The organism is Acinetobacter sp. CIP A162, assembly GCF_000367905.1.
In the GTDB taxonomy this organism is placed as follows: domain Bacteria; phylum Pseudomonadota; class Gammaproteobacteria; order Pseudomonadales; family Moraxellaceae; genus Acinetobacter; species Acinetobacter lwoffii.
In genome coordinates this window covers 343,632-365,651 of sequence record NZ_KB849159.1, presented here as the reverse complement: position 1 = coordinate 365,651, position 22,020 = coordinate 343,632, and the positions used below count along the sequence as shown (strand labels likewise).

The window sequence follows — 22,020 nt, the reverse complement described above, 5'->3', positions numbered from 1 at the left end:
GGGCAACAGCCCCGGTTTTTTCAGCTTAGACTAAGTCAGACTTAGAATACGCCTTGAGCAAGCATTGCATCAGCAACTTTTACGAAGCCAGCAATGTTCGCACCGTCAACATAGTTCACAGTACCGTCTTCTTTAGTACCGAATTTCACACAGTTACGGTGAATTTCTTTCATGATTGCGTGTAAACGCTCATCAACTTCTTCGAAAGTCCAGCCTAAACGCAATGCGTTTTGAGACATTTCCAGACCAGAAGTTGCCACACCACCTGCATTTGATGCTTTACCTGGCGCATAAAGAATTTTCGCTTCAACGAATTTCTCAACCGCTTCAAGCGTAGAAGGCATGTTCGCACCTTCAGCCACACAGATTACACCGTTTGCAAGAAGCTGAGCAGCGTCGTCTGCATCAAGTTCGTTTTGAGTCGCACATGGCAATGCGATATCACACTTGATACCCCAAGGACGTTGTCCTTCAAGATATTCGAAACCATGTTTAGACGCGAATTCTGAAATACGGCCACGTTTTACATTTTTAAGTTCCATGACTTCAGCAAGAAGCGCCTCAGTGAAACCGTCTTTAACGTGAACTGTACCGGCAGAGTCAGAAAGTGAAACCACTTTCGCACCGAGGTACATTGCTTTTTCAGCAGCATATTGCGCAACGTTACCAGAACCTGAAATCGCAACGACTTTATCTTTGAAGCTTTCGCCACGAGACTTAAGCATTTCCTCAGCGAAATACACAGTACCGTAACCCGTTGCTTCCGGACGTGCCAATGAACCACCGAAAGTTAAACCTTTACCAGTGAATACACATGCCGTATCGTTACTTAATTTTTTCATCATGCCGGCCATGTAGCCCACTTCACGACCGCCTACACCAATATCACCTGCAGGGATATCTGTGTTCGCACCAAGGTGACGATACAGCTCGATCATTAAAGCCTGGCAGAAACGCATGATTTCGCCTTCTGATTTGCCTTTAGGGTCAAAATCAGAACCGCCTTTACCGCCACCCATAGGAAGTGTGGTTAAAGCATTTTTAAATGTTTGCTCAAAGCCTAAGAATTTTAGGATTGAAAGATTCACTGAAGGGTGGAAACGCATACCACCTTTAAATGGACCGATCGCTGAGTTGTACTGTACGCGGAACGCACGGTTTACTTGAGTCTGACCTTGGTCATCTACCCAAGAAACTCGGAACTGGATCGCACGTTCTGGCTCAACTAGACGCTCTAGTAAACCATGTGCTGCGTATTGTGGGTTCTTTTCAATGAACGGCCACAAACTGGTCATCACTTCTTCTACAGCTTGAAGAAATTCTGGTTGATGTGCATCACGTGATTTTACGTAATCTAGGAACTCATTAAGTGTGTTGTATTTCAACGCTTAATCCTCAGCAGAAAATGGATCAAAATTGGTCAAATTTACAATCAATGTTAAATTTTGGCGCAAAATATTAAATATCTTTTGTAACTAATCTACAATACTTTTTTTGAAAATACTTTAAAATTAATTTGATAACAAATATTTATATTGATTATGAAAATTTTTTCTATGTCAGGAAATGCCAATCGAATCAAGGCTTACATTCAGATTTATGCCTAATAATAAGGCACAAGTTGACCCTTAATTGCGCACGACTTAGGAGTTTAAAAATATGTTAAAATTGATGAATCGACATATTTTGTTTCACTTACTCTCTCATGCTTGCCATGAGTAACGCTGGTTATACATGAATTCGCCCATTTCTCTGGTCCAATCGATTGACGCTTTACTCCCTCAAACCCAATGTGGACTCTGCGGTCACCGTGACGGATGTTTACCTTATGCCCAGTCGATTACTGAGGGGGAAAATGCCAATAAATGTGTGCCGGGCGGACAGCCTGTTGCCGATGCTTTGGCTGCATTATTAAATCGTCCTAAACTTCAAGCTGAAGAAAGTGTCTGGCCAGTTCAAGCCGATGGTCGACCTCAGCGCATCAAAGCCGTAATTCGTGAAGATGAATGTATTGGCTGTACCAAATGCATTAGTGCCTGCCCGGTCGATGCGATTATTGGTTCCGGTAAACTGATGCATACCATTCTGACTGACCTGTGTACCGGTTGCGAACTGTGTATTCCACCCTGTCCGGTAGATTGTATTGACCTAGTCGAAGATGATCAGCCTTTACCAAATGAAGCACAGCGCATAGCGGAACAGGAGGATTTACGTCAACGCTACTATGCGCACATCCAGCGTGAAGAAAAACGGCGTACCGATCGTAAGGGACCTGTGGTCCGTGCAGAAATCGATACTGCCCTGTTTGCCCGTTTCTCAGCTTTAAATGAGCAACTTCCCGTGATTGAAGTCGCGAGCAAGCCAGAGCATGTACCTGTAGCCCTCGACTCCAAAACCACGATTGAACTGGCAAAACTACGTACCCAAATTAAAAAACTGGAAAAACAGCTTTCGGTTCGTGAAGATGTCCGAAAGCGTACCCAACTGGAAGAACTGACACAGCAATTACAGGCTTTACAGGGATAGAACATGACCACAGCAAAGGCCAAGCCTGTTAAAAACATGACCAAAAAGCAGATTCAGACCTTTTTTGAACGCCTGCGTGAACAGCGTCCCAATCCGAAAACCGAACTAAATTATTCTAGTCCTTTTGAATTGCTGGTCGCGGTCACGCTCTCTGCTCAAGCCACCGATGTCAGCGTTAACAAAGCCACGGACAGACTCTTTCCAGTCGCCAATACACCGGAAGCCATTTATGCGCTAGGTGTGGACGGCTTGAAGGAATATATCAAGACCATTGGTTTATATAACTCGAAAGCGGTCAACGTGATTAAAGCCTGCGAGATGCTGATTCAGAAGCACAACAGCATCGTACCGGACAATCGTGCAGACTTAGAAGCCCTGCCGGGTGTAGGTCGTAAAACGGCGAATGTGGTACTGAATACGGCCTTTGGTCAGCCGACCATGGCGGTTGATACCCATATTTTCCGGGTAGGTAACCGTACCGGACTAGCGGTTGGCAAAAATGTGTTGGAAGTTGAACACCGTCTGGTCAAAGTCATTCCCAAGGAATTTATCATTGATTCACATCACTGGCTGATTTTACACGGTCGTTATACGTGTATTGCGCGCAAACCGAAATGTCATGAATGTGTAGTATCCGATGTGTGTAACTGGCCGGATCGGTTTGAATTTGGTGCAGCCCGCCAAATTGCAGTGAAAAATATTGAGCTTGCTGAATAGAACGGCGTGATCAAGCTGGGATAAAAATAGGTGACCAATGTGTCACCTTTTTATCGACTATGAGAAGAGTGCTTTTCGTTCAAACCAAATTCTTAGCTGAGCTGAACTATTATGGATTATTTATCCTGATCTTGTTCAGCCTTTTCCTGCTGCTTGCGCTGTTCAAGTTCGGCTTGTAATTTTGGATGGAGCTGGCGCTCAGGTCGCTTTGCTGCATTTTCAGCACGTTCTTCCTGACGTACTTTGTTGAGCATTTTAAAACTGAAATAGAACAGACCTACCAATACTGCCAGAAAGACTACCATCAACACCAATACGCCAAATTTCATAGCAACAAGTACCCTGTTCAAATACGCAATAAAAAAGAGCCCTAATATGACTTAGGGCTCTCCGATTGTCAAAATCATCGTCAGCCGATTATTTTGCCTGATCCAGAATCGCGAAAAGATCAGTTTGAACTTCATCGATTGGACGTAAACCATTTAGCTTGTCATAAGTTGGTGCATTTTCACCAGACGCTGCACGGCCTTGGTAGAAACCAACCAGTTGCTCGGTTTCAGTATGGTAAGAACCTAGACGCTTACGAATGGTTGCTTCCTGGTCATCAGGACGTTGAACCAGATCTTCACCCGTTTCGTCATCTTTACCTTCCACTTTTGGCGGGTTGTAAACGATGTGATAGACACGGCCAGATGCAGGATGCTGACGACGGCCAGAAAGACGTTGTACGATTTCTTCATCTGGTACATCAATTTCAATCACGTGATCAATTGCAATGCCTTCTTTTTCCAAGGCTTCTGCTTGAGGAATGGTACGCGGGAAACCATCAAAAATGCAGCCGTTTACACAGTCAGGTTGCGCAATGCGCTCTTTCACCAGACCAATGATCAACTCATCAGAAACCAAACCGCCATTGTCCATGACACTTTTAGCTTGTAGACCTAATTCAGTTCCTTCACGAATTGCAGCACGGAGCATATCACCGGTTGAAATTTGTGGGATATTGTAGCGCTTACAGATCAACTGAGCTTGTGTACCTTTACCTGCTCCAGGTGGTCCGAGTAAGATAATGCGCATATATAAACATCCTCATTTAAACAATATGTATGACGCCACGACCACAATCACCCGATTGTGTCCCCCGACATCTCATTATAAGAAAGCCACAAACAAATGGATTAAACCCGCGACAAAACCGGTTACCCCACCCAATAAAATCAGAATCCATTCATCTTCCTGAAATGCAGGACGTAAAAGATTCTGAAACTCCTTCGGAGTCAACTCACGTATGCGGTCTCTAAACATTTGATAGATTTTCTGTGCACGGCTCGCATTAAATGCTGGGTCGCATACAGGTACCATCGTAATTTCAATCGAGCGATCGATCAAGTCCGTCTTGAGTTTTGCATACTCTTTTGGTCCTAAAGACAGCTGTAAAGAGGTCCGAACCAGGGGTGTTTCCATAATTTCATTAATATGACGTTTGATAATGCGGCGGGTTTTGTCTTTTCTGCCGCCATACATCATCTCGGTCATGATCGATTTTAACGTAATCAGGTCTTCTGTGACTACACTTGCGAAGACGTCAGAGACTTCATCCTGACGTTTCATAAATGCGCCTTGTATGTTATAGGTGCCGATACGAGGAATCACCGGCTTAATCCACGGAAACTTGCGATTTGTGGTACGGGCAAAGAATTGCGGGTACTTTACTGGGTGTGGATAGAGTGGGTTGAATACCATCCAGATCGCGATCCAGTTGGTCAAAAAGCCCCAGATCGCAGCCCAGAACGGTACAGTCCAGTGCCACGGCACTACAAACCAGACAATCATCTGGAAAATCCCAAAGAACATCCCGATGAGGGCACTGATATGCCAGATAAAATTGATCTCTTTTTGACCCACCTTCAGGAACATACGCACCATCAAGCGACGGTCGCCTTCCATCTGGCTCACTACCATTTCACGCATATCTACAAGTGACTCGACGTTCATGGTCAGCTCAGTCACTAATTCACGCAAAATTGCCGGCATTTGTTTTTGTGCTTGTGCATAAATTCTGCGTTTGATGGCAAAAGGCAGGTTTTCCCAGAGCACCGCATTGCGATCCATCATGACTTCATCAATCAGATGTTCCAGTTCGAAACCGACCTGCTCGCCAATGATGCGTGCCATATCATCCGGATCCATCGCCTGTAAAAATTCGCGGATAGAGCCTAATTTTGACAGTGTGTTATCGGTAATAATGCCTGAAATACGTCCAGCTTTGCGTGGCACAATCCCTTGCCAGCCCACAGGTAATGGCCCGAGATGGAAACCCCAAAAATTGATCGGATAAAAGACCATTTTCAGCGCCATCCAGACGTGAGCCCAGGTTACAAATGCAGTCACTGGAATAATGCTGAGCACGGCCCAAAAATCCGGGCGGTTTACAAAGGTTTGCCACAACTCGTTGACGTACTCAAGCATGCATAACTTCCATATTTAATTTTTTGTTCACAGAATACACATATTAATAAGGTCGAATATTTTGTCTATAAACCGATACTTAAAGTATAGGAAAATTGTAGCCGGGGTTCTGTTTCAGCCACAGCACGACCATTTCGGTCTTCGAGTTTCTCTCCGGCACCGATCCCGATACTAAAACTGCTGATCCGTTCTGAACTAAGCAAAACATAGGCCAAATCAACGCCAGCACCTAAACGGCCTTCATACTCGCCATCAACCTGTTTGCTGTCGATATGACCGGCATAAACCCCGACATAATAACCATTTTTGTCTTTGCCGGTGAGATGTGCAGGATAACGAAAGCCTGCCTGACCGCCAATCGTACGATCATCATCCAGAAAAACACCACCTTTCACATAAGCAATCCCATAAGGGTTCACCCATTCGGTATTTAAATGCAGTAATTTCTGGGTAAAACCAACACCCACATTAAAGGCTTTTGCCTGAGCAGGCTCTATTTTAGTTGTAGTAGTACTTATTTGATCATGTGCATAAGCCCCGTTCGCCCACAATGCAAACGCTAACAAAGGGTAAACCTTGTTCATTCCTTCACCATCTTCCTTAATTATAGTTTTTGGTATAGTCCTATTTTTATTAGATTTTACTCTAGCAGAATTATCACAACTCTTATATACAGCACTTTACAATTTTAATGTCTGCAAAGTCAAAGCTTAAAGGAACTGATTGCAAGGACAGTTTTTCATTATCAAATCAAGTGCAGTTGCGTTAGAATACTCCACTTTGATTCTTTTCTACCACTCTCAGGTCTTAAGTCGATCGCGTATGAAGCAGCACTTTCCTTTAAAAAATGCACAACAAGAAAAGCGCATCTATCGCAGTCGAGTCTTGATTTCCATGGGGATTGTCATTTTCTTTATGCTGCTGCTGGTCAGCCGCTATGCCTATTTGCAATTGTTCAACTTTGAAAGCTTTACTACAGCTTCTGATGAGAACCGGATTCGTCTACAGCCCTTGCCTCCAGCGCGCGGTTATATTTATGACCGTAACGGCGTTCTGCTGGCCGATAATTACCCAGTATTTACTGCCACTTTAAGTCGTGCCGACGTACAGGATATCAACCAGACGCTCGAACGCCTCAAACCGATTCTGGAACTGACCGAAGAAGATCTTGAACGCTTTCAAACCCGGATTAAAACAGCGCGTAAAACCGAACGGGTTTCAATCAAGCTCAATCTGAACGAAAATGATATTGCCCGTTTTAGTGAAGTGAAATATCAGTTTCCGGGCGTGAATATTGAAACCCAGATGACCCGCTACTATCCGCATGGTGACCTGTTCGCACATGTGATTGGTTATGTCGGTCGGATTAATGACAAAGAACTGAAATCAATTGATAAGGATCTCTATGCTGGAACCAACCTGATCGGAAAAATCGGTGTGGAAAAATCCTATGAAGAACTTTTACATGGTGTGCCGGGAAATGAATCGGTAGAAGCAGATGCCTTTGGTAATGTGCTGCATCATTTGGGCCGTAAAGATCCGGTACGTGGTAATGATCTGTTCCTGTCACTGGATTACGGCTTGCAGGTAGTCGCTTCGGAGCAACTGGCCGGGCGTCGTGGCGCGATTGTGGCGATGAATCCCAAAACCGGGGAAATTCTGGCGCTGGTCTCCAGTCCAAGTTTTAACCCGAATCTGTTTGTGACCGGGATCAGCACCAAAGATTATTCGTTCCTGCGTGATAACCTTGATCAACCTTTATATAACCGTGCCGTGCAAGGGGTTTATCCGCCTGGCTCTACTATTAAACCAATGTTTGCACTCGGTGGTCTGCATCATGGTTTGGTGGACTGGGATACCACTATTTCTGATCCGGGTTATTTCAGCCTGCCGGGAGACAGTCACCGTTTCCGTGACCATAAAAAATCCGGGCATGGCGCAGTGAATATGCATAAGGCCCAAGTCGTCTCCTGTGATACTTATTTCTATGTCATGTCCTACCGCATGGGTATTGAAAAAATGAATACCTGGATGCGTCAGTTTGGCTTTGGGGAAAAAACCGGCGTGGACTTACCAAGTGAAAGCTCAGGACTGTATCCAAACCCGGAATGGAAAATGCGTACCCGCAAGGCCAAATGGTCACGTGGTGAAACCATTTCTGTCAGTATTGGTCAGGGTGCTTTTACTTCAACGCCATTGCAGCTGGCTATGGCCACAGCCATTACCGCCAACCATGGCAATAAAGTCATTCCCCATGTTCTGCGCGAAAGTCGCGGTGCCAAACCGTTCAAGGTGCATAATGGCACGCATGGCAAGATCGATTTTAATGGTCAGGAAGAAGACTGGATCAAAATGCGTGATGCGATGGTGGACGTAATTCAATCCGGTACAGGCCGAGGCATCAAAAGCGGCTTACAATATTCTATTGCCGGAAAAACCGGTACGGCACAGGTAAAAAGTATTGCTCAGGGCAAGCGCTATAATGAATCCTTATTGACTGACCGTCAGCTGGATCATGGCCTGTTTGTCGGTTTTGCACCTGCTGAAAATCCTGAAATCGCGATTGCAGTTATTCTGGAAAATGGTCGCGGTGGTAGTGCCGCAACGGCTCTGGCCCGTCCAATTTTTGATTACTGGTTACTGCATAAAGATAAAAATCCGGTACGCCCACAAGGCCACCAATTAAGTGGTGGTCTGATGACGGCCGGAATCAAGCCAGCTGAATTGCCAAGTGGTGCAGGCATGTTGAGTCAGGATGCAGCATCTAGTGCCGTTCCAGCCAGTGACCAGCCCGAAATGATTGCTCCGACTTCTGCAAATACGACTGCATCTCCCGCAGCAACACCTGCTCCTACACCAGTAGAGCGAGACTAAAGATGAAAAACCAACTTCGAATTATTGGTGGTGACTGGAAACGCCGCCAATTGCCTTTTGCCAGCATTGAAGGTTTGCGCCCGACGCCTGACCGTGTTCGGGAAACACTGTTTAACTGGCTGATGTGGAATGTACAAAATGCACAGGTTTTGGATATTTGTGCCGGCTCTGGGGCATTGGCGTTTGAGGCATTATCGCGTGGTGCTGCATCAGTGGTGATGATTGAGCCGGATCGTACTCAGGCACAATTTCTAACCCAAAATCTGGAACTTTTAAAAGTCACCAAAGCACGTGCTCAATTAAAGGTAGCTACGGCGCAGCAAGCTTTGTCTACCCTTCAGGCACAGTTTGATCTGGTTTTTCTAGATCCGCCATATAGCTTAGATTTATGGGAAGAACTAGCGCTAAAGGCAGATCCTCTGATCAAGGACAATGCCTATATTTATGTAGAAGCAGATCGTGATTTACAATTGCTTAAATTGCCGTCTTCATGGCGTTTAATTAAAAATACCAAAGCCGGTACAGTTCGTGCGGGGCTTTATCAAAAAAGTATTTCTTGATTTAAATTATTTTGAAGAGACATTAAAAAAGGATTCCTCAGTGGAATCCTTTTTGTCATTGTAGTGAGTCAAATTTAAAGACTGTGATTAACGATCACGGCGCCAGTCGCGGTTATCTCGGTCACGTTTCCAATCCCGATGATCTTTATGGTCCTTATTTTTCCAGTCATGATTTCTGTGGTCTCGATCATAATGTCCATTACGATCTCTGTTGCCACGATAATCATCATCCCAAGGATCAACCACACAACCGGTTAATGACACAGCCAATACAGAAAGTAATATCACTTTTTTCATCATGTCCATCACCTCTTACTGCACTCTGTCAGTATCAGGCGAGTTCATGGAGAGTGAACGGAGCCATTGTTGCACTCTTGTAGAGATTTATGCATGTTTTATGCATGGCCGTAAACCTCTTTTTTTTTAATTAGCATTCATGCTTTTATGAGAATTTGAACTTTCATTTGCATAAATCCAGCTAAATGGAAGCTTGGCTTTTGTTTAAATCTTGAGAATACTGCTGCCTTTGCTTATGACCTGATCTTTATGACTTGGCTGTTATTTATTCTTGGTGCAATGGTCGCAGGTTTTGTCCAGGGGCTGACCGGCTTTGCCTTTGCCCTGATCGCCATGTCTTTCTGGGTCTGGGTGCTGCCTCCGCAACTGGCCGCGCCCTTGCTGGTATTTGCCTCGATCTGGAGTCATGTGATTTCACTCAGTCAGGAAAAAAAGCAGCTAGTTTTATCCAGGCAGTTGGTGCTGCCTTATCTGATTGCTGGTCTGATTGGCGTGCCGCTGGGTACTTATCTGTTGCAGATCATTCAAGCAGATACCTTTAAGATGATCTTGGGATTTTTTCTGGTACTGTGGTGTCCGGTGATGCTATTCAATCCGCAATTCAAAACAATTCAGCATTCAGGAAAATTGACTGATAGCTGCATCGGTTTTATTGGCGGAATTTTAGGAGGACTGGGCGGTTTTTGCGGTGCCATTCCTTCGGCCTGGGTGATGTTAAAACAATTATCCAAAGCCCAGCAGCGCTATATTTTGCGGCATTTTAATTTTGCAATTCAGCTCTTCACGCTGGGTACGTATCTATGGCAAGGCCTGATCAATCAAAGCCATTTACCGTATCTGGCATTGCTGATTGTTTTTGTGAGTATTCCGGCGATTTTAGGCGCAAAACTATTTTATAAAATTTCGGAATTATTGTTCAAACGCATGATCTTAAGTTTACTCTTTAGTGCAGGCTGTTTTCTATTAGCGTCCCAATTCATTTAAACACAAGATCAAGCCGAGTCTGTCTTCCCCGCTAAAGCTTGAATCCGGTGAAATAACTGCTATGTTAAGGCCAATCTTTGTAAATATAGATCATCATTATGGAGATTCGTGATCAGATCGTTCTTGTTACTGGCGGTGCACGTGGTTTGGGTTTAGCCATTACTCAGGCTTTACTGGCGGAGGGTGCGCGTGTGGTCGTCAACTATCATCGCAGTCAGCAGCAAGCTGAACAGCTGGCCCAGCAATATCCAGATCAAGTCTTTATTTATCAGGCAGATGTGACCCAAGCTGATCAGGTACGTGCTTTATTTGCCGCAGCTAAAACCCATTTCGGGGAAGCGATTCATGCTGTAATCAATAACGCACTGATTCAATTTGAATTTAATGGTGATGCACGCCCTAAAGTAGAAACGCTGACTTGGGATATGTTGCAACGGCAATTTAGCGGTGCAGTACAGGCTGCCTTAAATACTACACAAGCCGCACTGGATGATATGAAACAGGCAGGGTTTGGCCGGATCGTGAATATTGGTACAAACCTGGTGCAAAATCCGGTGGTTCCTTATCATGACTATACCACCGCCAAAGCTGCATTATTGGCCTTTACCCGCACCACGGCGCAGGACTTGGGACAATATGGCATCAATGTGAATATGCTCTCTGGTGGCCTGTTACAAACCACGGATGCCAGTAAGGCCACACCTGACATTGTCTTTGACCTGATTGCTCAATCGACGCCTTTACGCCGCGTAATTACACCAGAAGAATTTGCTGCTGCAATCCTGATGTTTTTGTCACCTTATTCACGTGCCGTCACAGGACAAAACCTGATTGTAGATGGTGGCTTGGTCAAAGGTTAAATGTTTAGAGAATGGACTTGAATTTTCAAATTCTGTTGTTCTATTTTTTAACCATTTGGTAGATTAAAAAGGTTTTGTGACCGGGTTTTACTTCTACAATAGTGCGCTCCCATAAAGCCTTTAGTCTACTTTCCATGAAATTTATCACGACATTGCTCAGTACCTTGCTACTGGCAGGTTGTATGTCCAGCGATTTGAAAAAATCAGAACAATTACTGCAAAATTTCCATTGTGTCAAGGTAGATACCGCCCAAATGCCACATAACAGTATGACCGACTATTATCAGCAGATGTTGTATAGCAGCAAATCAAAGGTCGAATCTTATATCAAGCAATATCATCAGGGTGAAGAGCTGTTTGACCTGCCACTGCATGAAGTAGTAGAACAGCAATATGATCTGTATAAAGATGCCTGCCAAAATCTGGGTGGAATTTTGCCCGCTTCTGAACATGCATCTTAAGTCTGTCAATCTTCATGATTATTAGGCAATAAAAAAGCAGGAGAATTTTCCTGCTTTTTCAATTCAGTTTTAATTCTGATAATAACGCTGATCTACACTAAAGCATTCAGGGAATTTTGGCTGAATCTCTGCATAAAATGCCATGATTTCCGCCATATCTTTTTCATAATCCCCTGTCGGATAAACGATTTTACCTACGCCAGTTTTCTTCTTGGCATAGTCCATATAGGCCAATGCAATCGGCACACCTGCATTAATCGCTACATGATAAAAACCTGTCTTCCACTGTTCCTGCTTTGCACGCGTTGCTTCTGGCGTGACCAGCATGACCAGTTTAGGATGAGTCTTGAATAAGTCTGTCATCAGCTGAACCATGCTCGGACGAGGCTCACCCGGCTGTTTAGGACGGCGATCAATCCCGATACCGCCCATAGCACGCACAAAAGGCCCAAATGGCAATTTCATGTAACTGTCTTTAATGGTTAAGCGAACATTCACGCCTAATGCTTTTAAGGCCAGACGTGCATACAATGCATCCCAATTACTGGTATGAGGAGCAGCAATCATGACACATTGGTCTAAATCTAGGGGCCAATGGTTATCAATTTCCCAACCCATCAGGTTCAGGCTTTGTTCTGCTAACTTCTCAAACACGTCACGCACCAATTCTATTCAAAATTGCGCGAATTTTAGCAACCTAGACAAATATAGATAGTGTTCTATGAGCAATAAATAAACAATTAATCTATATTTGTATAATTAGAATTTTTAAATGAATAGTTGATTATTTTTACCGCCTTCAACTTATCTCACACATCAATTTACGGATAGTTCAGATTGCTTCCCCATATAAATAGGAATTTCTTTCCAATTTAAAGAATTCATGCATTAAAAAGCTCTTGACCTCCTAATTTTGGGATATGGCAAATATGGGGGTCTTTTTATACTGTATCCACATTATAAATTTCAGGAAGATTCTAATGAAAAAAACTTTACTTTGCCTTGCTTTAGCGGGGTTACTTAGTGCCTGCGGCGGTTCGGATGATAACTCAAGTACACCTCCTGCAAGTAATATTGGAACCCAGACAGGGGTGCTGACGGATGCTGTGATTTCTGGAGTACGCTATGTCACAAGTAGTGGTGCAACAGGAGTTACCAACGAAAAAGGAGAATTTAAATTTAATGATGATGAAAAAGTAAAATTCTTTATTGGGGGTGTACAACTCGGTGATGAAATTGAAGCAAAGGAGCGTATCACACCATTAGATTTAGTCGAAAGTGAAAATGCGCGTATCAACCTTATGGTTTTTTTACAATCCTTAGATGGAAAAGGTGATCATAGCGATGGCATTCAGATTAGTGATGACACTAAAACAGCCTTCACTGCTGTAAAGCTTAATTTTAACCAAAGTACCACCGACTTCGTAAATGAAGTTGTCACCAAAACAGCCATCACACCAGATCAGTTGATAACACCAGAAAAAGCTTCAGAAAACTTCCAAGCGACCTTCTACAAAGATATTGCCGGTACGTGGGAGATTAACCGTACCGATAACACTGCTGTGTTGATTCACATTCTGGAAGATGGACGCTATGCACTAGGTGAAGCAGAAGCAAAAGATGAGAGTGGTCAAGCAGGCATTGAAATGGGCCGCTTAAAATGGAATGCAACAACAACCGTGATTGAACCGGAAATCCTACATGACACCAATGGTGAATGGGGACTTTCACATCCTGCCGAGAATAAACCTTATTCTTTAAACTTTAATGGAACTCAATTAATTCTTACTGAACCCGGCGTTAGTACTGAATACCGTTTAAATCGAGTTAAGCAGTCTAATAGTCTCGTCGGCACGTGGCGACTCAATGAAACGCACCTATTTGCTTTCTTCGATAACAACTATTATTTCTTCCTAGACACTGAAGGTGGAGATGACTGTGGTTGGCCAGGAATTGAATATGGCAAATATACATTGTCAGCAAATACTCTCACCACAACCGAGGTATTATTCGATACCAATGAGTGTGGTGGATTACAAGATAGTTCAAATGGCGGTAAGACAATTGCAAACATCAATATATCTAACAACAATCTTATCTTACATCCGCAAGGTGAAGATCCTGTAACTTTACAACGTGTTAAATAACCCACATAAACCGGCTTGAATATGAAATTCAAGCCGGTTTAATCAATATGTTCAAATTGAATGGTACAGCCCATCAATAAATGCATCAGTTCGATTTGCGAACAACATTGGGTTTTTTCATAAATATTTTTAAAATAAGTCCGCACCGAACTCAGCGTAATGCCACACTGTTCTGCAATATCTTCTATTTTATAACCATTAATTAATAACTCACATAAATCAAACTCTCTTTTGGAAAGCTGGTAACACTGTTGTAGGTAAGTTCTTGACAGGGAATAATACTGGTTTTTATCTGTCATAAATAAGGCAATCTGATGCTGAGCAGACTGTAAATGTTGCATATTTCTTAATTTCTTAAATGGCACCACCGTCAGCATGAATTGCGAGCCTGCCCCATCACTCAACGCCAAGACTCCACCCACTTCAGTCTGAATGGTCGTATCTTCCAGCAAAGCACTTTCTAATAGCTGATCAAAACGTATCTGCTGAGCATAATTGGTTTTTAGACGGTTATGTATATCCAGATCCAGACATGAACTTTGATCAAGCATCTTTTGCGCAACAGGATTGGAATAACTTAAACACAGGTTTTGATCGAGCAGTACAATCCCAGTTTTTAAACTATCCAATACCGTATACAAGCTTAAATTATCTTGTTGAATCAAGTTGATTTGCCGGTGAATTTGCAAAGCCCGGCGTAAATGAATACTGATACGTCTTGGAAAATCCAGCTCAGGCTGTTCAAAAGGCTGTACTTCAGGTGCACGATGAATACCCAGTACTGCCCAACGATAATTTCCCCGATCCAGCAATACGCCCGCCAGATAAGATACACCGCCAGGCTTTAAACACTTCTCATAGAACACATAGTGATCCGTACCCGGCTGTTCTGCATAGTGCTGACAGTTATGACTCAATGCATCGCCCATCTCGATCGCATTCCATAATGGCATATGCAGTTTCATATCAATCACTCGGATACGCTCATCTCGATAAGCGGCCAAACTTTCATTAGGGATATTATGAGTGTAAACAAAATCATAGCCTGGATTAAGCTGATCCAGACCGGTAAAAATTGCACTCTTACTTTTAGTATAGCTCACGATATCTTTGATCACGTCCAGCCACAAAGATGGCAATACAGCAGCATCATAAATTTTTGCAATCAGATTATTTTCTTGTTCTAATTTCATTATCCCCTCCGCATTATCATTATTTTCTAATCATAGCGTTCAGAATTGGTTAACGAAACAGCATAAAGTGACTTTAAACTTGGCTAAAAATTCTTAAATCCTGTTCACTTATCAATAACTCTGGCCTGATTCACCTAATGAATCAAACTTTAACAAGATTGCCCTATTTATCTGTACTGACTACTTTTAATGTAATTCATAACAAATAATTTAATAGGGTCAAAACAATGAAAAAATTAACGCTTACTGGTGCGATAGCAGTCGTTCTTGCAGGAGCTTTAACCGCCTGTTCAAAGCCCAATGATAATGAGCCGATGAATAATAATGCTCAATCCAGCCCAGCCATGATGGAGCAAAATAACGCGGATACCAGTGTGAACCGTGCTGATAGCGCAGAAACCTCGCTAGATTGGGCAGGTGAATACGAAGGTGTTTTTCCTTGTGCTGACTGTGAAGGGATTAAGGTCGAGCTAGATCTCAATCCGGATAAAACCTATGAGCTAAATGAGGAATATTTAGGTAAAGCTGGAAATAATGAGACGGAAACTAAAGGTAGTTTCAGTTTTGACCCTCAAGATCCTTCAATCATCACATTAGATAACAAAGCTGAAAACCGTAAATTCTTTGTTGGTGAAAATTTTGTTGAAGCACGCGAGATGAAATCAGGTAAAAAAATCGACAGTAATTTAAATTATAAATTAGTTAAAAAGTCCGCATCATAATTTTGTAAACGCATAAAAAAATCCCCGCTATTGCGGGGATTTTTTATGAAATGCTCGGATGATGAATTACATCATGCCGCCCATACCACCCATGCCACCCATATCAGGCATTGCAGGTTTGTCTTCTGGGATTTCAGTGATCATGCATTCAGTGGTCAGCATCAAGCCAGCAACAGAAGCGGCGTGCTCAAGTGCAGAACGCGTTACTTTAGCAGGGTCAAGAATACCCATTTCCAGCATATCGCCATATTCGCCAGTTGCAGCGTTATAACCGAAGTTACCTTCGCCATTCTTCACAGCGTTGATCACTACAGAAGGCTCATCACCTGCGTTAGATACGATTTGACGAAGCGGTGCTTCAATCGCACGACGAAGAATGTTGATACCTACGTTTTGGTCATCATTCGCGCCTGTTACGCCTTCAAGTGCAGATGCAGCACGTACTAGTGCAACACCACCACCCGCAACGACACCTTCTTCAACTGCAGCGCGAGTCGCATGAAGCGCGTCATCTACACGGTCTTTTTTCTCTTTCATTGCAACTTCAGTTGCAGCACCGATTTTGATGACAGCAACACCGCCAGCAAGTTTCGCTACACGCTCTTGAAGTTTTTCTTTGTCATATTCTGAAGTAGATTCTTCGATCTGTGCACGGATTTGCTGTACACGGTCAGCGATTTGGCCAGCATTACCAGCACCATCTACAATTACAGTATTTTCTTTAGATACAGTTACTTTATGTGCTGTACCCAAGTGATCAAGCGTCGTTTGATCCAGCTGCATGCCGATTTCTTCAGAAATCACAGTACCGCCAGTCAAGATCGCGATGTCTTGAAGCATAGCTTTACGACGATCACCAAAACCAGGTGCTTTCACCGCACATACTTTGATAATACCGCGCATGTTGTTGACAACAAGCGTCGCAAGCGCTTCGCCTTCAACATCTTCAGAAATGATTAAAAGCGGTTTGCCAGTTTTAGCAACAGCTTCAAGTACTGTAATCAATTCACGAATATTGCTGATTTTCTTATCAACAAGAAGAATGAATGGATTTTCAAGTTCAGCTGTTAAAGTATCTTGCTTGTTCGCGAAGTACGGAGAAATATAACCGCGGTCGAACTGCATGCCTTCAACTACGTCAAGCGAATCTTCGAAGCCTGAACCTTCTTCAACCGTGATCACGCCTTCTTTGCCCACTTTTTCCATTGCTTGCGCAATCAGCTGACCTACAGTCGTATCAGAGTTAGCAGAGATCGAACCTACTTGTTCAATCGCTTTAGAGTCTGATGCTGGTTTTGCAGTTGCCTTGATGTTTTCAACTACAGAACGTACCGCAATATCGATACCGCGTTTCAAGTCCATTGGGTTCATACCCGCTGTTACTGACTTGATGCCTTCATTCAAAATTGCTTGTGCCAATACAGTTGCAGTCGTTGTACCATCACCTGCGATGTCATTGGTTTTTGAAGAAACTTCACGAACCAGTTGAGCACCCATGTTCTCGAACTTGTCTTTCAGCGTAATTTCTTTGGCAACAGTGACACCATCTTTAGTGATGTGCGGTGCACCAAAAGAACGGTCGATAACAACGTTACGGCCCTTAGGACCCAAAGTAACCTTTACTGCATCTGCAAGGGTGTTTACACCAGCAATCATTTTTGAACGAGCTGAATCACCAAATTTTACGTCTTTAGCTGACATATTTGACTCCGAATATTGTTGTATCTTTACAAAATCTGATTTGGAATGAATAAAACTTTTTTAGCGCAGATTAAGCTTCTAATACCGCTAAAATGTCAGATTCTTTCATGATTAAAAGCTCTTCGCCGTTTACTTTTACAGTAGTGCCTGCATAAGTACCGAACAATACTTTGTCGCCAACTTTTACGTCTAACGCGCGTACGCCATTGTCAGTGATTTGACCATTACCAACTGCAATGATTTCACCTTGAGCAGGTTTTTCAGCAGCCGAACCTGGAAGTAAAATGCCCCCAGCTGTTTTAGTTTCTTCTTCAACACGACGAATAACAACGCGGTCATGTAATGGACGAATGTTGCTCATAAATAACTCCATCAGACTAAGTCTTTTTTAGGTCACTGATGACGACTTAATTATTCCATGGGTCATCATCAAAAATTTTTGATGTCACTTTTATGGAGATGGAATAAAACGCTTCAAGGGCAAAAATGAAAAAAAATTGGTTTTTTTTAACGAATCATAGGTTTTCGTCTATTTATTCGGCAGATCAGCCTTCAACATAAAGGCTTGTGCCACTTCATCGAATAAATATTGAGAAATTTTTCCTGTGGCATCAATCAGATTAAAGCTGTTCGGTTCATCTTTATGTAGACGATTTGACGCAGAAGTACCTGCATGTACATCATATACAGGATGATCCATCCCCAATCCGAACATCTGATTCAAATCATAAATCGCCGGTTGATGCAGATGCCCATGCAACACCGCAAACAGACCATGCTCTGCCCAAGCCTCTAAAGCAATTTTGGCCATCAATGGGCTGTCTTTGAAACCGCGCTTATTTTGAAAAGGCACATAAAAAGGCTGATGGCTGACAATGATTTTTAATTTGGACGCAGGTGCCTGCGCCAGCGTCAGGTCAATACGCTGAATCTGCTCAAGGGATAAATGCCCTTTGGTATGATATCGACGTCGGATCGAATTCACCCCAATCAGATAAAAATTTTCAGTTTCAAATATTGGCTCCAATTCACCAAAAAAAATCTGGTAACGGGTAAATGGATTGAAAAGCCGATTCCACAAATGATAGAGCGGAATATCATGATTCCCCGGGATCACCATATAAGGCGTATTGAGCTGATCTAAAAATTTTTTGCAGGCAAAGAATTGACCCAAACGTGCGCGCTGAGTCAGGTCACCACTGATGACGACGGCTTCAAGTGGATGGGTCTGACAGAAATGCCGAATCGCTTCTAAACACTCCGGCTTCTCTGTTCCAAAATGCAGATCAGACAGATGCAGGATCATGTGGCACCATTACGTTTAGGCTATCTTTTAATACAGAAATATTGAGTGGCGGGGCCATTTCCACAATTTCCCCATCAATCGCTACCATCAGTTTCTTGGCTCGGGATTCGATTCGAACTTGATCGGCTGCAAAACTATAAACATCCGATGCCTGGTCAATCTTGCCACGAATCAGCTGATACACTAGCTTAAATAAAGTAAGCTTATCACTTTTAGAAACTACAACTCCCGCCACTTTGCCTTTTTCAGCCGCTTCTGCAATGCGCATTTTCATATCCGCCAGTTGCAAGGGATTATTGCCAAAAAAAATCAGTGGTGTTTTTACCGGATATTTCTTTTGATCCACCCAGATTTTTAGTTTTAATTCTTTACGGTCGCGAATTAAAACATCCAGTGCAGAAGTATAGGCATGTAGCGGTAAGCGACCAAAAATACGATTATAGTCTTCACGTTTTTTAATAAATAAAGGATATAGACCTAAACTGGCATTATTCAGATAAATTTCCTGATTGATACGAGCAACATTCATACGTTGTGGCTGTCCTGTCGCAATCACTTTTGCCGCTTCAAGCAAATCCAGCGGAATCCCCAATAATCTCGCCACATAGTTAAAAGTCCCTAAAGGCAAAATACCGACAGGAATTTGCGTATTCAACACATGTTTGGCGACTGTATTTAAAGTGCCATCTCCGCCTGCCGCAACGATGATTCCTGACTCGCTAGATGCCAAATGCTGTTCAAGCACCTCAGTCATAATTTTATCAAATTGCTGTGAATCATTGATTTCATAAGCTTTAGTTTGATAACCCTGCGCTGAAAATATATCGATCAGCTGTTCATAAATGCCTTCTGGCCCCTGTATGCGAAAACCAGCTTTATGATTAAAAATCAGCGATAAGGGTTTAGATTGATTAGACATTTTTCGCGCAATTTCATTGAAGCCTATTGGCATTTTGTCCAATTCATAGACAATTAACAGTGGCTTTATGTAAAATTCAAATGGCAACCATTTATTTAATCAATAATGAATATTAGAGATCTTATAAAATTAAGATAATGATTTTAATATTAATTTTTAAAATAAATACCATTCATCATTTAAATAAATAGAATCAATAATTCAAATATTTAGTTTTATCTTGTTGTTTTACTTATATTTATAAATAAAATAGCATTATATTCCAAAAGAAATCTAGCACTTCTTTGGTCTTATTTTTTTTATCATTTTATGCTTTAATACAGCCACTTTTTTTCATATTTCATCTGGGCGATATTTTTTATTGCTCGGATTGTACTTTGTACATCTAATTTGTACACATTTGAGATAGGCCTCACCATGACCCAAGTGAACGCACCAGAATTCGTTCGTCACCCTAAGCTTATTGCTTGGGTGGAAGAGATTGCTAAATTAACAAAACCAGCAAAAATTGAATGGTGTGACGGTAGCGCAGAAGAATATCAACGTTATATCGACTTGATGATCGCTAACGGCACAATGCAAGCGCTGAATCAAGAAACTCATCCTGGTTCTTATCTTGCAAATTCTGATCCTTCTGACGTAGCACGTGTTGAAGATCGTACTTACATCTGTTCTGAAAACAAAGACGATGCTGGCGCGACCAACAACTGGGAAGCACCTGCTGTCATGCGCGAAAAATTGAACGGTTTATTTGACGGTTCAATGGCAGGTCGTACACTTTATGTGGTTCCATTCTCAATGGGTCCATTGGGTTCTCATATCGCTCATATCGGTATCGAGTTAACTGACTCTCCTTACGTTGCAGTAAGCATGTCTAAAATGGCTCGTATGGGTAAAGCTGTTTATGACGTTCTTGGTACTGACGGTGAATACGTTCCTTGCGTACACACTGTAGGTGCTCCGCTTGCGAACGGCGAAAAAGATGTTGCATGGCCTTGCAACAAAGAAAAATACATCGTGCATTACCCAGAAACTCGTGAGATCTGGTCTTATGGTTCTGGTTATGGCGGTAACGCATTGTTGGGTAAAAAATGCCTGGCATTACGTATTGCATCATTTATGGGTCGTCAACAAGGCTGGTTAGCTGAACACATGCTGATCCTTGGCGTGACCAATCCACAAGGCGAAAAACACTACATCGCAGCTGCATTCCCATCTGCATGTGGTAAAACAAACTTCGCTATGTTGATTCCACCAGCAGGCTATGAAGGCTGGAAGATTGAAACTGTAGGTGACGATATTGCTTGGATCAAACCAGGTGAAGACGGTCGCTTATATGCAATCAACCCTGAAGCTGGCTTCTTCGGTGTAGCGCCTGGTACCAACACCAAGACCAACCCGAACTGTATGGCAACCATGCACAAAGACGTGATTTATACAAACGTCGCTGTGACTGACAACGGTGAAGTATGGTGGGAAGGTCTGACTAAAGAAGCGCCTGCCAACTTGACTAACTGGAAAGGTCAACCACACACTGGCGAAGAAAAAGCAGCGCATCCAAATGCTCGTTTCACAGTTGCAGCTGGTCAATGCCCTTCTATTGACGCTGACTGGGAAAATCCAGCTGGCGTGCCAATTTCTGCGTTCATCTTCGGTGGTCGCCGTGCAGACACTGTGCCTCTAATTTCAGAAGCATTTGACTGGGTTGACGGTGTTTACAAAGCTGCAACGATGGGCTCTGAAACAACTGCTGCTGCTGTTGGTCAACAAGGTGTTGTTCGTCGTGACCCGTTCGCGATGCTTCCATTCGCGGGCTACAACATGGCAGATTACTTCACGCACTGGTTAGAAATGGGTGAGCAAGTGGGTGCGAAAGCTGCTGCTGCTGGCAACAAACTTCCAGGTATCTACAACGTGAACTGGTTCCGTCGTGATGCTGAAGGCAACTTCGTATGGCCTGGTTTCGGTCAAAACATGCGTGTTCTTGAGTGGATCATTGACCGTTGTGAAGGTCGTGCTGATGCTGTTGAAACACCAATCGGCCTAGTTCCTACTTACGAACAGCTGAACTGGACTGGTTCTGACTTCACTAAAGAACAGTTTGACCTAGTAACTTCTCAAGACAAAGATCAATGGATCAAAGAGCTTGAAAGCCATACTGAATTGTTCGATAAGTTAGGTGAGCGTTTACCGGAAGCGTTAAAAACTCGTCAAGCAGAACTTATTGCTGCGGTTAAATCTGCTTAATTGCTGATTTAATTAAAAAAGGTCGCGTAAGCGGCCT

General features: G+C 43.0%; 22 protein-coding genes. 10 read left to right on the top strand and 12 right to left on the bottom strand.

Going from position 1 to position 22,020, the window contains the following annotated elements:
- Window positions 1-41: 41 nt before the first annotated feature.
- A complete protein-coding gene (gene gdhA, locus F995_RS08000; RefSeq protein ID WP_004646331.1) occupies window positions 42-1,385 on the bottom strand; it encodes an NADP-specific glutamate dehydrogenase in 1,344 nt (447 codons plus the stop codon).
- A 349-nt stretch (window positions 1,386-1,734) separates the two neighbouring features.
- Here gdhA and F995_RS07995 point away from each other — a divergent pair, with 349 nt between their 5' ends.
- Together F995_RS07995 and nth are read left to right on the top strand one after the other, a co-directional pair.
- Window positions 1,735-2,526, top strand: a complete 792-nt coding sequence (locus F995_RS07995; RefSeq protein ID WP_004646330.1) for an RnfABCDGE type electron transport complex subunit B — start codon at window positions 1,735-1,737, stop codon at window positions 2,524-2,526.
- A gap of 3 nt (window positions 2,527-2,529) precedes the next feature.
- Window positions 2,530-3,243: an endonuclease III gene (gene nth / locus F995_RS07990; protein WP_004646329.1), complete on the top strand. Its 714-nt coding sequence runs from the start codon at window positions 2,530-2,532 to the stop codon at window positions 3,241-3,243.
- A 116-nt stretch (window positions 3,244-3,359) separates the two neighbouring features.
- Here the strand turns inward: nth and F995_RS07985 are convergent, their stop codons facing one another.
- From F995_RS07985 to F995_RS07970, 4 genes are all read right to left on the bottom strand, one after another.
- Window positions 3,360-3,572, bottom strand: coding sequence for a hypothetical protein (locus F995_RS07985; protein WP_004279489.1), 213 nt, complete (start codon window positions 3,570-3,572; stop codon window positions 3,360-3,362).
- 88 nt (window positions 3,573-3,660) lie between these two features.
- Complete coding sequence (gene adk / locus F995_RS07980; protein WP_004279488.1) at window positions 3,661-4,320, bottom strand: adenylate kinase; 660 nt, start codon at window positions 4,318-4,320, stop codon at window positions 3,661-3,663.
- A gap of 75 nt (window positions 4,321-4,395) precedes the next feature.
- A complete protein-coding gene (locus tag F995_RS07975) occupies window positions 4,396-5,712 on the bottom strand; it encodes a DUF445 domain-containing protein (protein WP_004279487.1) in 1,317 nt (438 codons plus the stop codon).
- 65 nt (window positions 5,713-5,777) lie between these two features.
- Window positions 5,778-6,296, bottom strand: coding sequence for a hypothetical protein (locus F995_RS07970; RefSeq protein ID WP_004646328.1), 519 nt, complete (start codon window positions 6,294-6,296; stop codon window positions 5,778-5,780).
- Window positions 6,297-6,534: 238 nt separating this feature from the next.
- Here F995_RS07970 and mrdA point away from each other — a divergent pair, with 238 nt between their 5' ends.
- Window positions 6,535-8,586 (top strand): penicillin-binding protein 2, encoded by a 2,052-nt coding sequence (gene mrdA / locus F995_RS07965; protein WP_016806650.1) that lies wholly within the window; start codon window positions 6,535-6,537, stop codon window positions 8,584-8,586.
- A gap of 2 nt (window positions 8,587-8,588) precedes the next feature.
- Complete coding sequence (gene rsmD, locus F995_RS07960; protein ID WP_004646325.1) at window positions 8,589-9,146, top strand: 16S rRNA (guanine(966)-N(2))-methyltransferase RsmD; 558 nt, start codon at window positions 8,589-8,591, stop codon at window positions 9,144-9,146.
- A gap of 87 nt (window positions 9,147-9,233) precedes the next feature.
- On the opposite strand, the gene F995_RS07955 is transcribed toward rsmD, so the two are convergent.
- Window positions 9,234-9,446: a hypothetical protein gene (locus F995_RS07955; protein ID WP_004646324.1), complete on the bottom strand. Its 213-nt coding sequence runs from the start codon at window positions 9,444-9,446 to the stop codon at window positions 9,234-9,236.
- A gap of 246 nt (window positions 9,447-9,692) precedes the next feature.
- Here F995_RS07955 and F995_RS07950 point away from each other — a divergent pair, with 246 nt between their 5' ends.
- The 3 genes from F995_RS07950 (at window position 9,693) to F995_RS07940 (ending at window position 11,748) form a co-directional block, all read left to right on the top strand.
- The gene (locus tag F995_RS07950) at window positions 9,693-10,427 is read left to right on the top strand and encodes a sulfite exporter TauE/SafE family protein (RefSeq protein ID WP_004646323.1); all 735 of its coding nucleotides are present in this window, start codon (window positions 9,693-9,695) and stop codon (window positions 10,425-10,427) included.
- Window positions 10,428-10,525: 98 nt separating this feature from the next.
- Entirely contained in the window at window positions 10,526-11,287 is a 762-nt protein-coding gene (locus F995_RS07945; RefSeq protein WP_004646322.1) for a 3-oxoacyl-ACP reductase, read from the top strand.
- A 134-nt stretch (window positions 11,288-11,421) separates the two neighbouring features.
- Entirely contained in the window at window positions 11,422-11,748 is a 327-nt protein-coding gene (locus F995_RS07940; protein WP_004646321.1) for a hypothetical protein, read from the top strand.
- Window positions 11,749-11,817: 69 nt separating this feature from the next.
- Here F995_RS07940 and F995_RS07935 read toward each other — a convergent pair whose 3' ends face one another.
- A complete protein-coding gene (locus F995_RS07935; protein WP_005246937.1) occupies window positions 11,818-12,366 on the bottom strand; it encodes a 1-acyl-sn-glycerol-3-phosphate acyltransferase in 549 nt (182 codons plus the stop codon).
- Window positions 12,367-12,728: 362 nt separating this feature from the next.
- Here F995_RS07935 and F995_RS07930 point away from each other — a divergent pair, with 362 nt between their 5' ends.
- A complete protein-coding gene (locus F995_RS07930; RefSeq protein WP_004646319.1) occupies window positions 12,729-13,895 on the top strand; it encodes a hypothetical protein in 1,167 nt (388 codons plus the stop codon).
- Window positions 13,896-13,933: 38 nt separating this feature from the next.
- Here F995_RS07930 and F995_RS07925 read toward each other — a convergent pair whose 3' ends face one another.
- Entirely contained in the window at window positions 13,934-15,088 is a 1,155-nt protein-coding gene (locus F995_RS07925) for a LuxR C-terminal-related transcriptional regulator (protein ID WP_004646317.1), read from the bottom strand.
- Between the two features lie 227 nt (window positions 15,089-15,315).
- Here F995_RS07925 and F995_RS07920 point away from each other — a divergent pair, with 227 nt between their 5' ends.
- Window positions 15,316-15,810, top strand: a complete 495-nt coding sequence (locus F995_RS07920) for a copper resistance protein NlpE (RefSeq protein ID WP_004646316.1) — start codon at window positions 15,316-15,318, stop codon at window positions 15,808-15,810.
- Window positions 15,811-15,876: 66 nt separating this feature from the next.
- Here the strand turns inward: F995_RS07920 and groL are convergent, their stop codons facing one another.
- The 4 genes from groL to F995_RS07900 all read right to left on the bottom strand — a co-directional run bounded on the left by groL (window position 15,877) and on the right by F995_RS07900 (window position 19,736).
- A complete protein-coding gene (gene groL, locus F995_RS07915) occupies window positions 15,877-17,511 on the bottom strand; it encodes a chaperonin GroEL (RefSeq protein ID WP_004279474.1) in 1,635 nt (544 codons plus the stop codon).
- Window positions 17,512-17,581: 70 nt separating this feature from the next.
- The gene (locus F995_RS07910; protein WP_004646315.1) at window positions 17,582-17,872 is read right to left on the bottom strand and encodes a co-chaperone GroES; all 291 of its coding nucleotides are present in this window, start codon (window positions 17,870-17,872) and stop codon (window positions 17,582-17,584) included.
- A gap of 168 nt (window positions 17,873-18,040) precedes the next feature.
- The gene (locus tag F995_RS07905) at window positions 18,041-18,817 is read right to left on the bottom strand and encodes a metallophosphoesterase family protein (RefSeq protein ID WP_004646314.1); all 777 of its coding nucleotides are present in this window, start codon (window positions 18,815-18,817) and stop codon (window positions 18,041-18,043) included.
- Entirely contained in the window at window positions 18,798-19,736 is a 939-nt protein-coding gene (locus F995_RS07900; protein ID WP_034606170.1) for a diacylglycerol/lipid kinase family protein, read from the bottom strand. The genes F995_RS07905 and F995_RS07900 overlap by 20 nt, the downstream gene beginning before the upstream one ends.
- A gap of 417 nt (window positions 19,737-20,153) precedes the next feature.
- Between F995_RS07900 and F995_RS07895 the strand changes: the two genes are divergently transcribed.
- Window positions 20,154-21,983: a phosphoenolpyruvate carboxykinase (GTP) gene (locus F995_RS07895; protein ID WP_004279470.1), complete on the top strand. Its 1,830-nt coding sequence runs from the start codon at window positions 20,154-20,156 to the stop codon at window positions 21,981-21,983.
- Window positions 21,984-22,020: the final 37 nt, after the last annotated feature.

Excerpts from the sequence above, each read along its gene's own strand:
- adk (WP_004279488.1), bottom strand. The coding sequence starts at position 4,320 with ATGCGCATTATCTTACTCGGACCACCTGGAGCAGGTAAAGGTACACAA.
- nth (WP_004646329.1), top strand. The coding sequence starts at position 2,530 with ATGACCACAGCAAAGGCCAAGCCTGTTAAAAACATGACCAAAAAGCAG.
- F995_RS07955 (WP_004646324.1), bottom strand. The coding sequence starts at position 9,446 with ATGATGAAAAAAGTGATATTACTTTCTGTATTGGCTGTGTCATTAACC.
- F995_RS07905 (WP_004646314.1), bottom strand. The coding sequence starts at position 18,817 with ATGATCCTGCATCTGTCTGATCTGCATTTTGGAACAGAGAAGCCGGAG.
- F995_RS07895 (WP_004279470.1), top strand. The coding sequence starts at position 20,154 with ATGACCCAAGTGAACGCACCAGAATTCGTTCGTCACCCTAAGCTTATT.
- rsmD (WP_004646325.1), top strand. The coding sequence starts at position 8,589 with ATGAAAAACCAACTTCGAATTATTGGTGGTGACTGGAAACGCCGCCAA.
- F995_RS07935 (WP_005246937.1), bottom strand. The coding sequence starts at position 12,366 with ATGGGTTGGGAAATTGATAACCATTGGCCCCTAGATTTAGACCAATGT.
- F995_RS07970 (WP_004646328.1), bottom strand. The coding sequence starts at position 6,296 with ATGAACAAGGTTTACCCTTTGTTAGCGTTTGCATTGTGGGCGAACGGG.
- F995_RS07910 (WP_004646315.1), bottom strand. The coding sequence starts at position 17,872 with ATGAGCAACATTCGTCCATTACATGACCGCGTTGTTATTCGTCGTGTT.
- F995_RS07925 (WP_004646317.1), bottom strand. The coding sequence starts at position 15,088 with ATGAAATTAGAACAAGAAAATAATCTGATTGCAAAAATTTATGATGCT.
- F995_RS07940 (WP_004646321.1), top strand. The coding sequence starts at position 11,422 with ATGAAATTTATCACGACATTGCTCAGTACCTTGCTACTGGCAGGTTGT.
- F995_RS07950 (WP_004646323.1), top strand. The coding sequence starts at position 9,693 with ATGACTTGGCTGTTATTTATTCTTGGTGCAATGGTCGCAGGTTTTGTC.
- groL (WP_004279474.1), bottom strand. The coding sequence starts at position 17,511 with ATGTCAGCTAAAGACGTAAAATTTGGTGATTCAGCTCGTTCAAAAATG.
- F995_RS07930 (WP_004646319.1), top strand. The coding sequence starts at position 12,729 with ATGAAAAAAACTTTACTTTGCCTTGCTTTAGCGGGGTTACTTAGTGCC.
- F995_RS07920 (WP_004646316.1), top strand. The coding sequence starts at position 15,316 with ATGAAAAAATTAACGCTTACTGGTGCGATAGCAGTCGTTCTTGCAGGA.
- F995_RS07985 (WP_004279489.1), bottom strand. The coding sequence starts at position 3,572 with ATGAAATTTGGCGTATTGGTGTTGATGGTAGTCTTTCTGGCAGTATTG.
- F995_RS07945 (WP_004646322.1), top strand. The coding sequence starts at position 10,526 with ATGGAGATTCGTGATCAGATCGTTCTTGTTACTGGCGGTGCACGTGGT.
- F995_RS07995 (WP_004646330.1), top strand. The coding sequence starts at position 1,735 with ATGAATTCGCCCATTTCTCTGGTCCAATCGATTGACGCTTTACTCCCT.
- F995_RS07975 (WP_004279487.1), bottom strand. The coding sequence starts at position 5,712 with ATGCTTGAGTACGTCAACGAGTTGTGGCAAACCTTTGTAAACCGCCCG.
- F995_RS07900 (WP_034606170.1), bottom strand. The coding sequence starts at position 19,736 with ATGTCTAATCAATCTAAACCCTTATCGCTGATTTTTAATCATAAAGCT.
- mrdA (WP_016806650.1), top strand. The coding sequence starts at position 6,535 with ATGAAGCAGCACTTTCCTTTAAAAAATGCACAACAAGAAAAGCGCATC.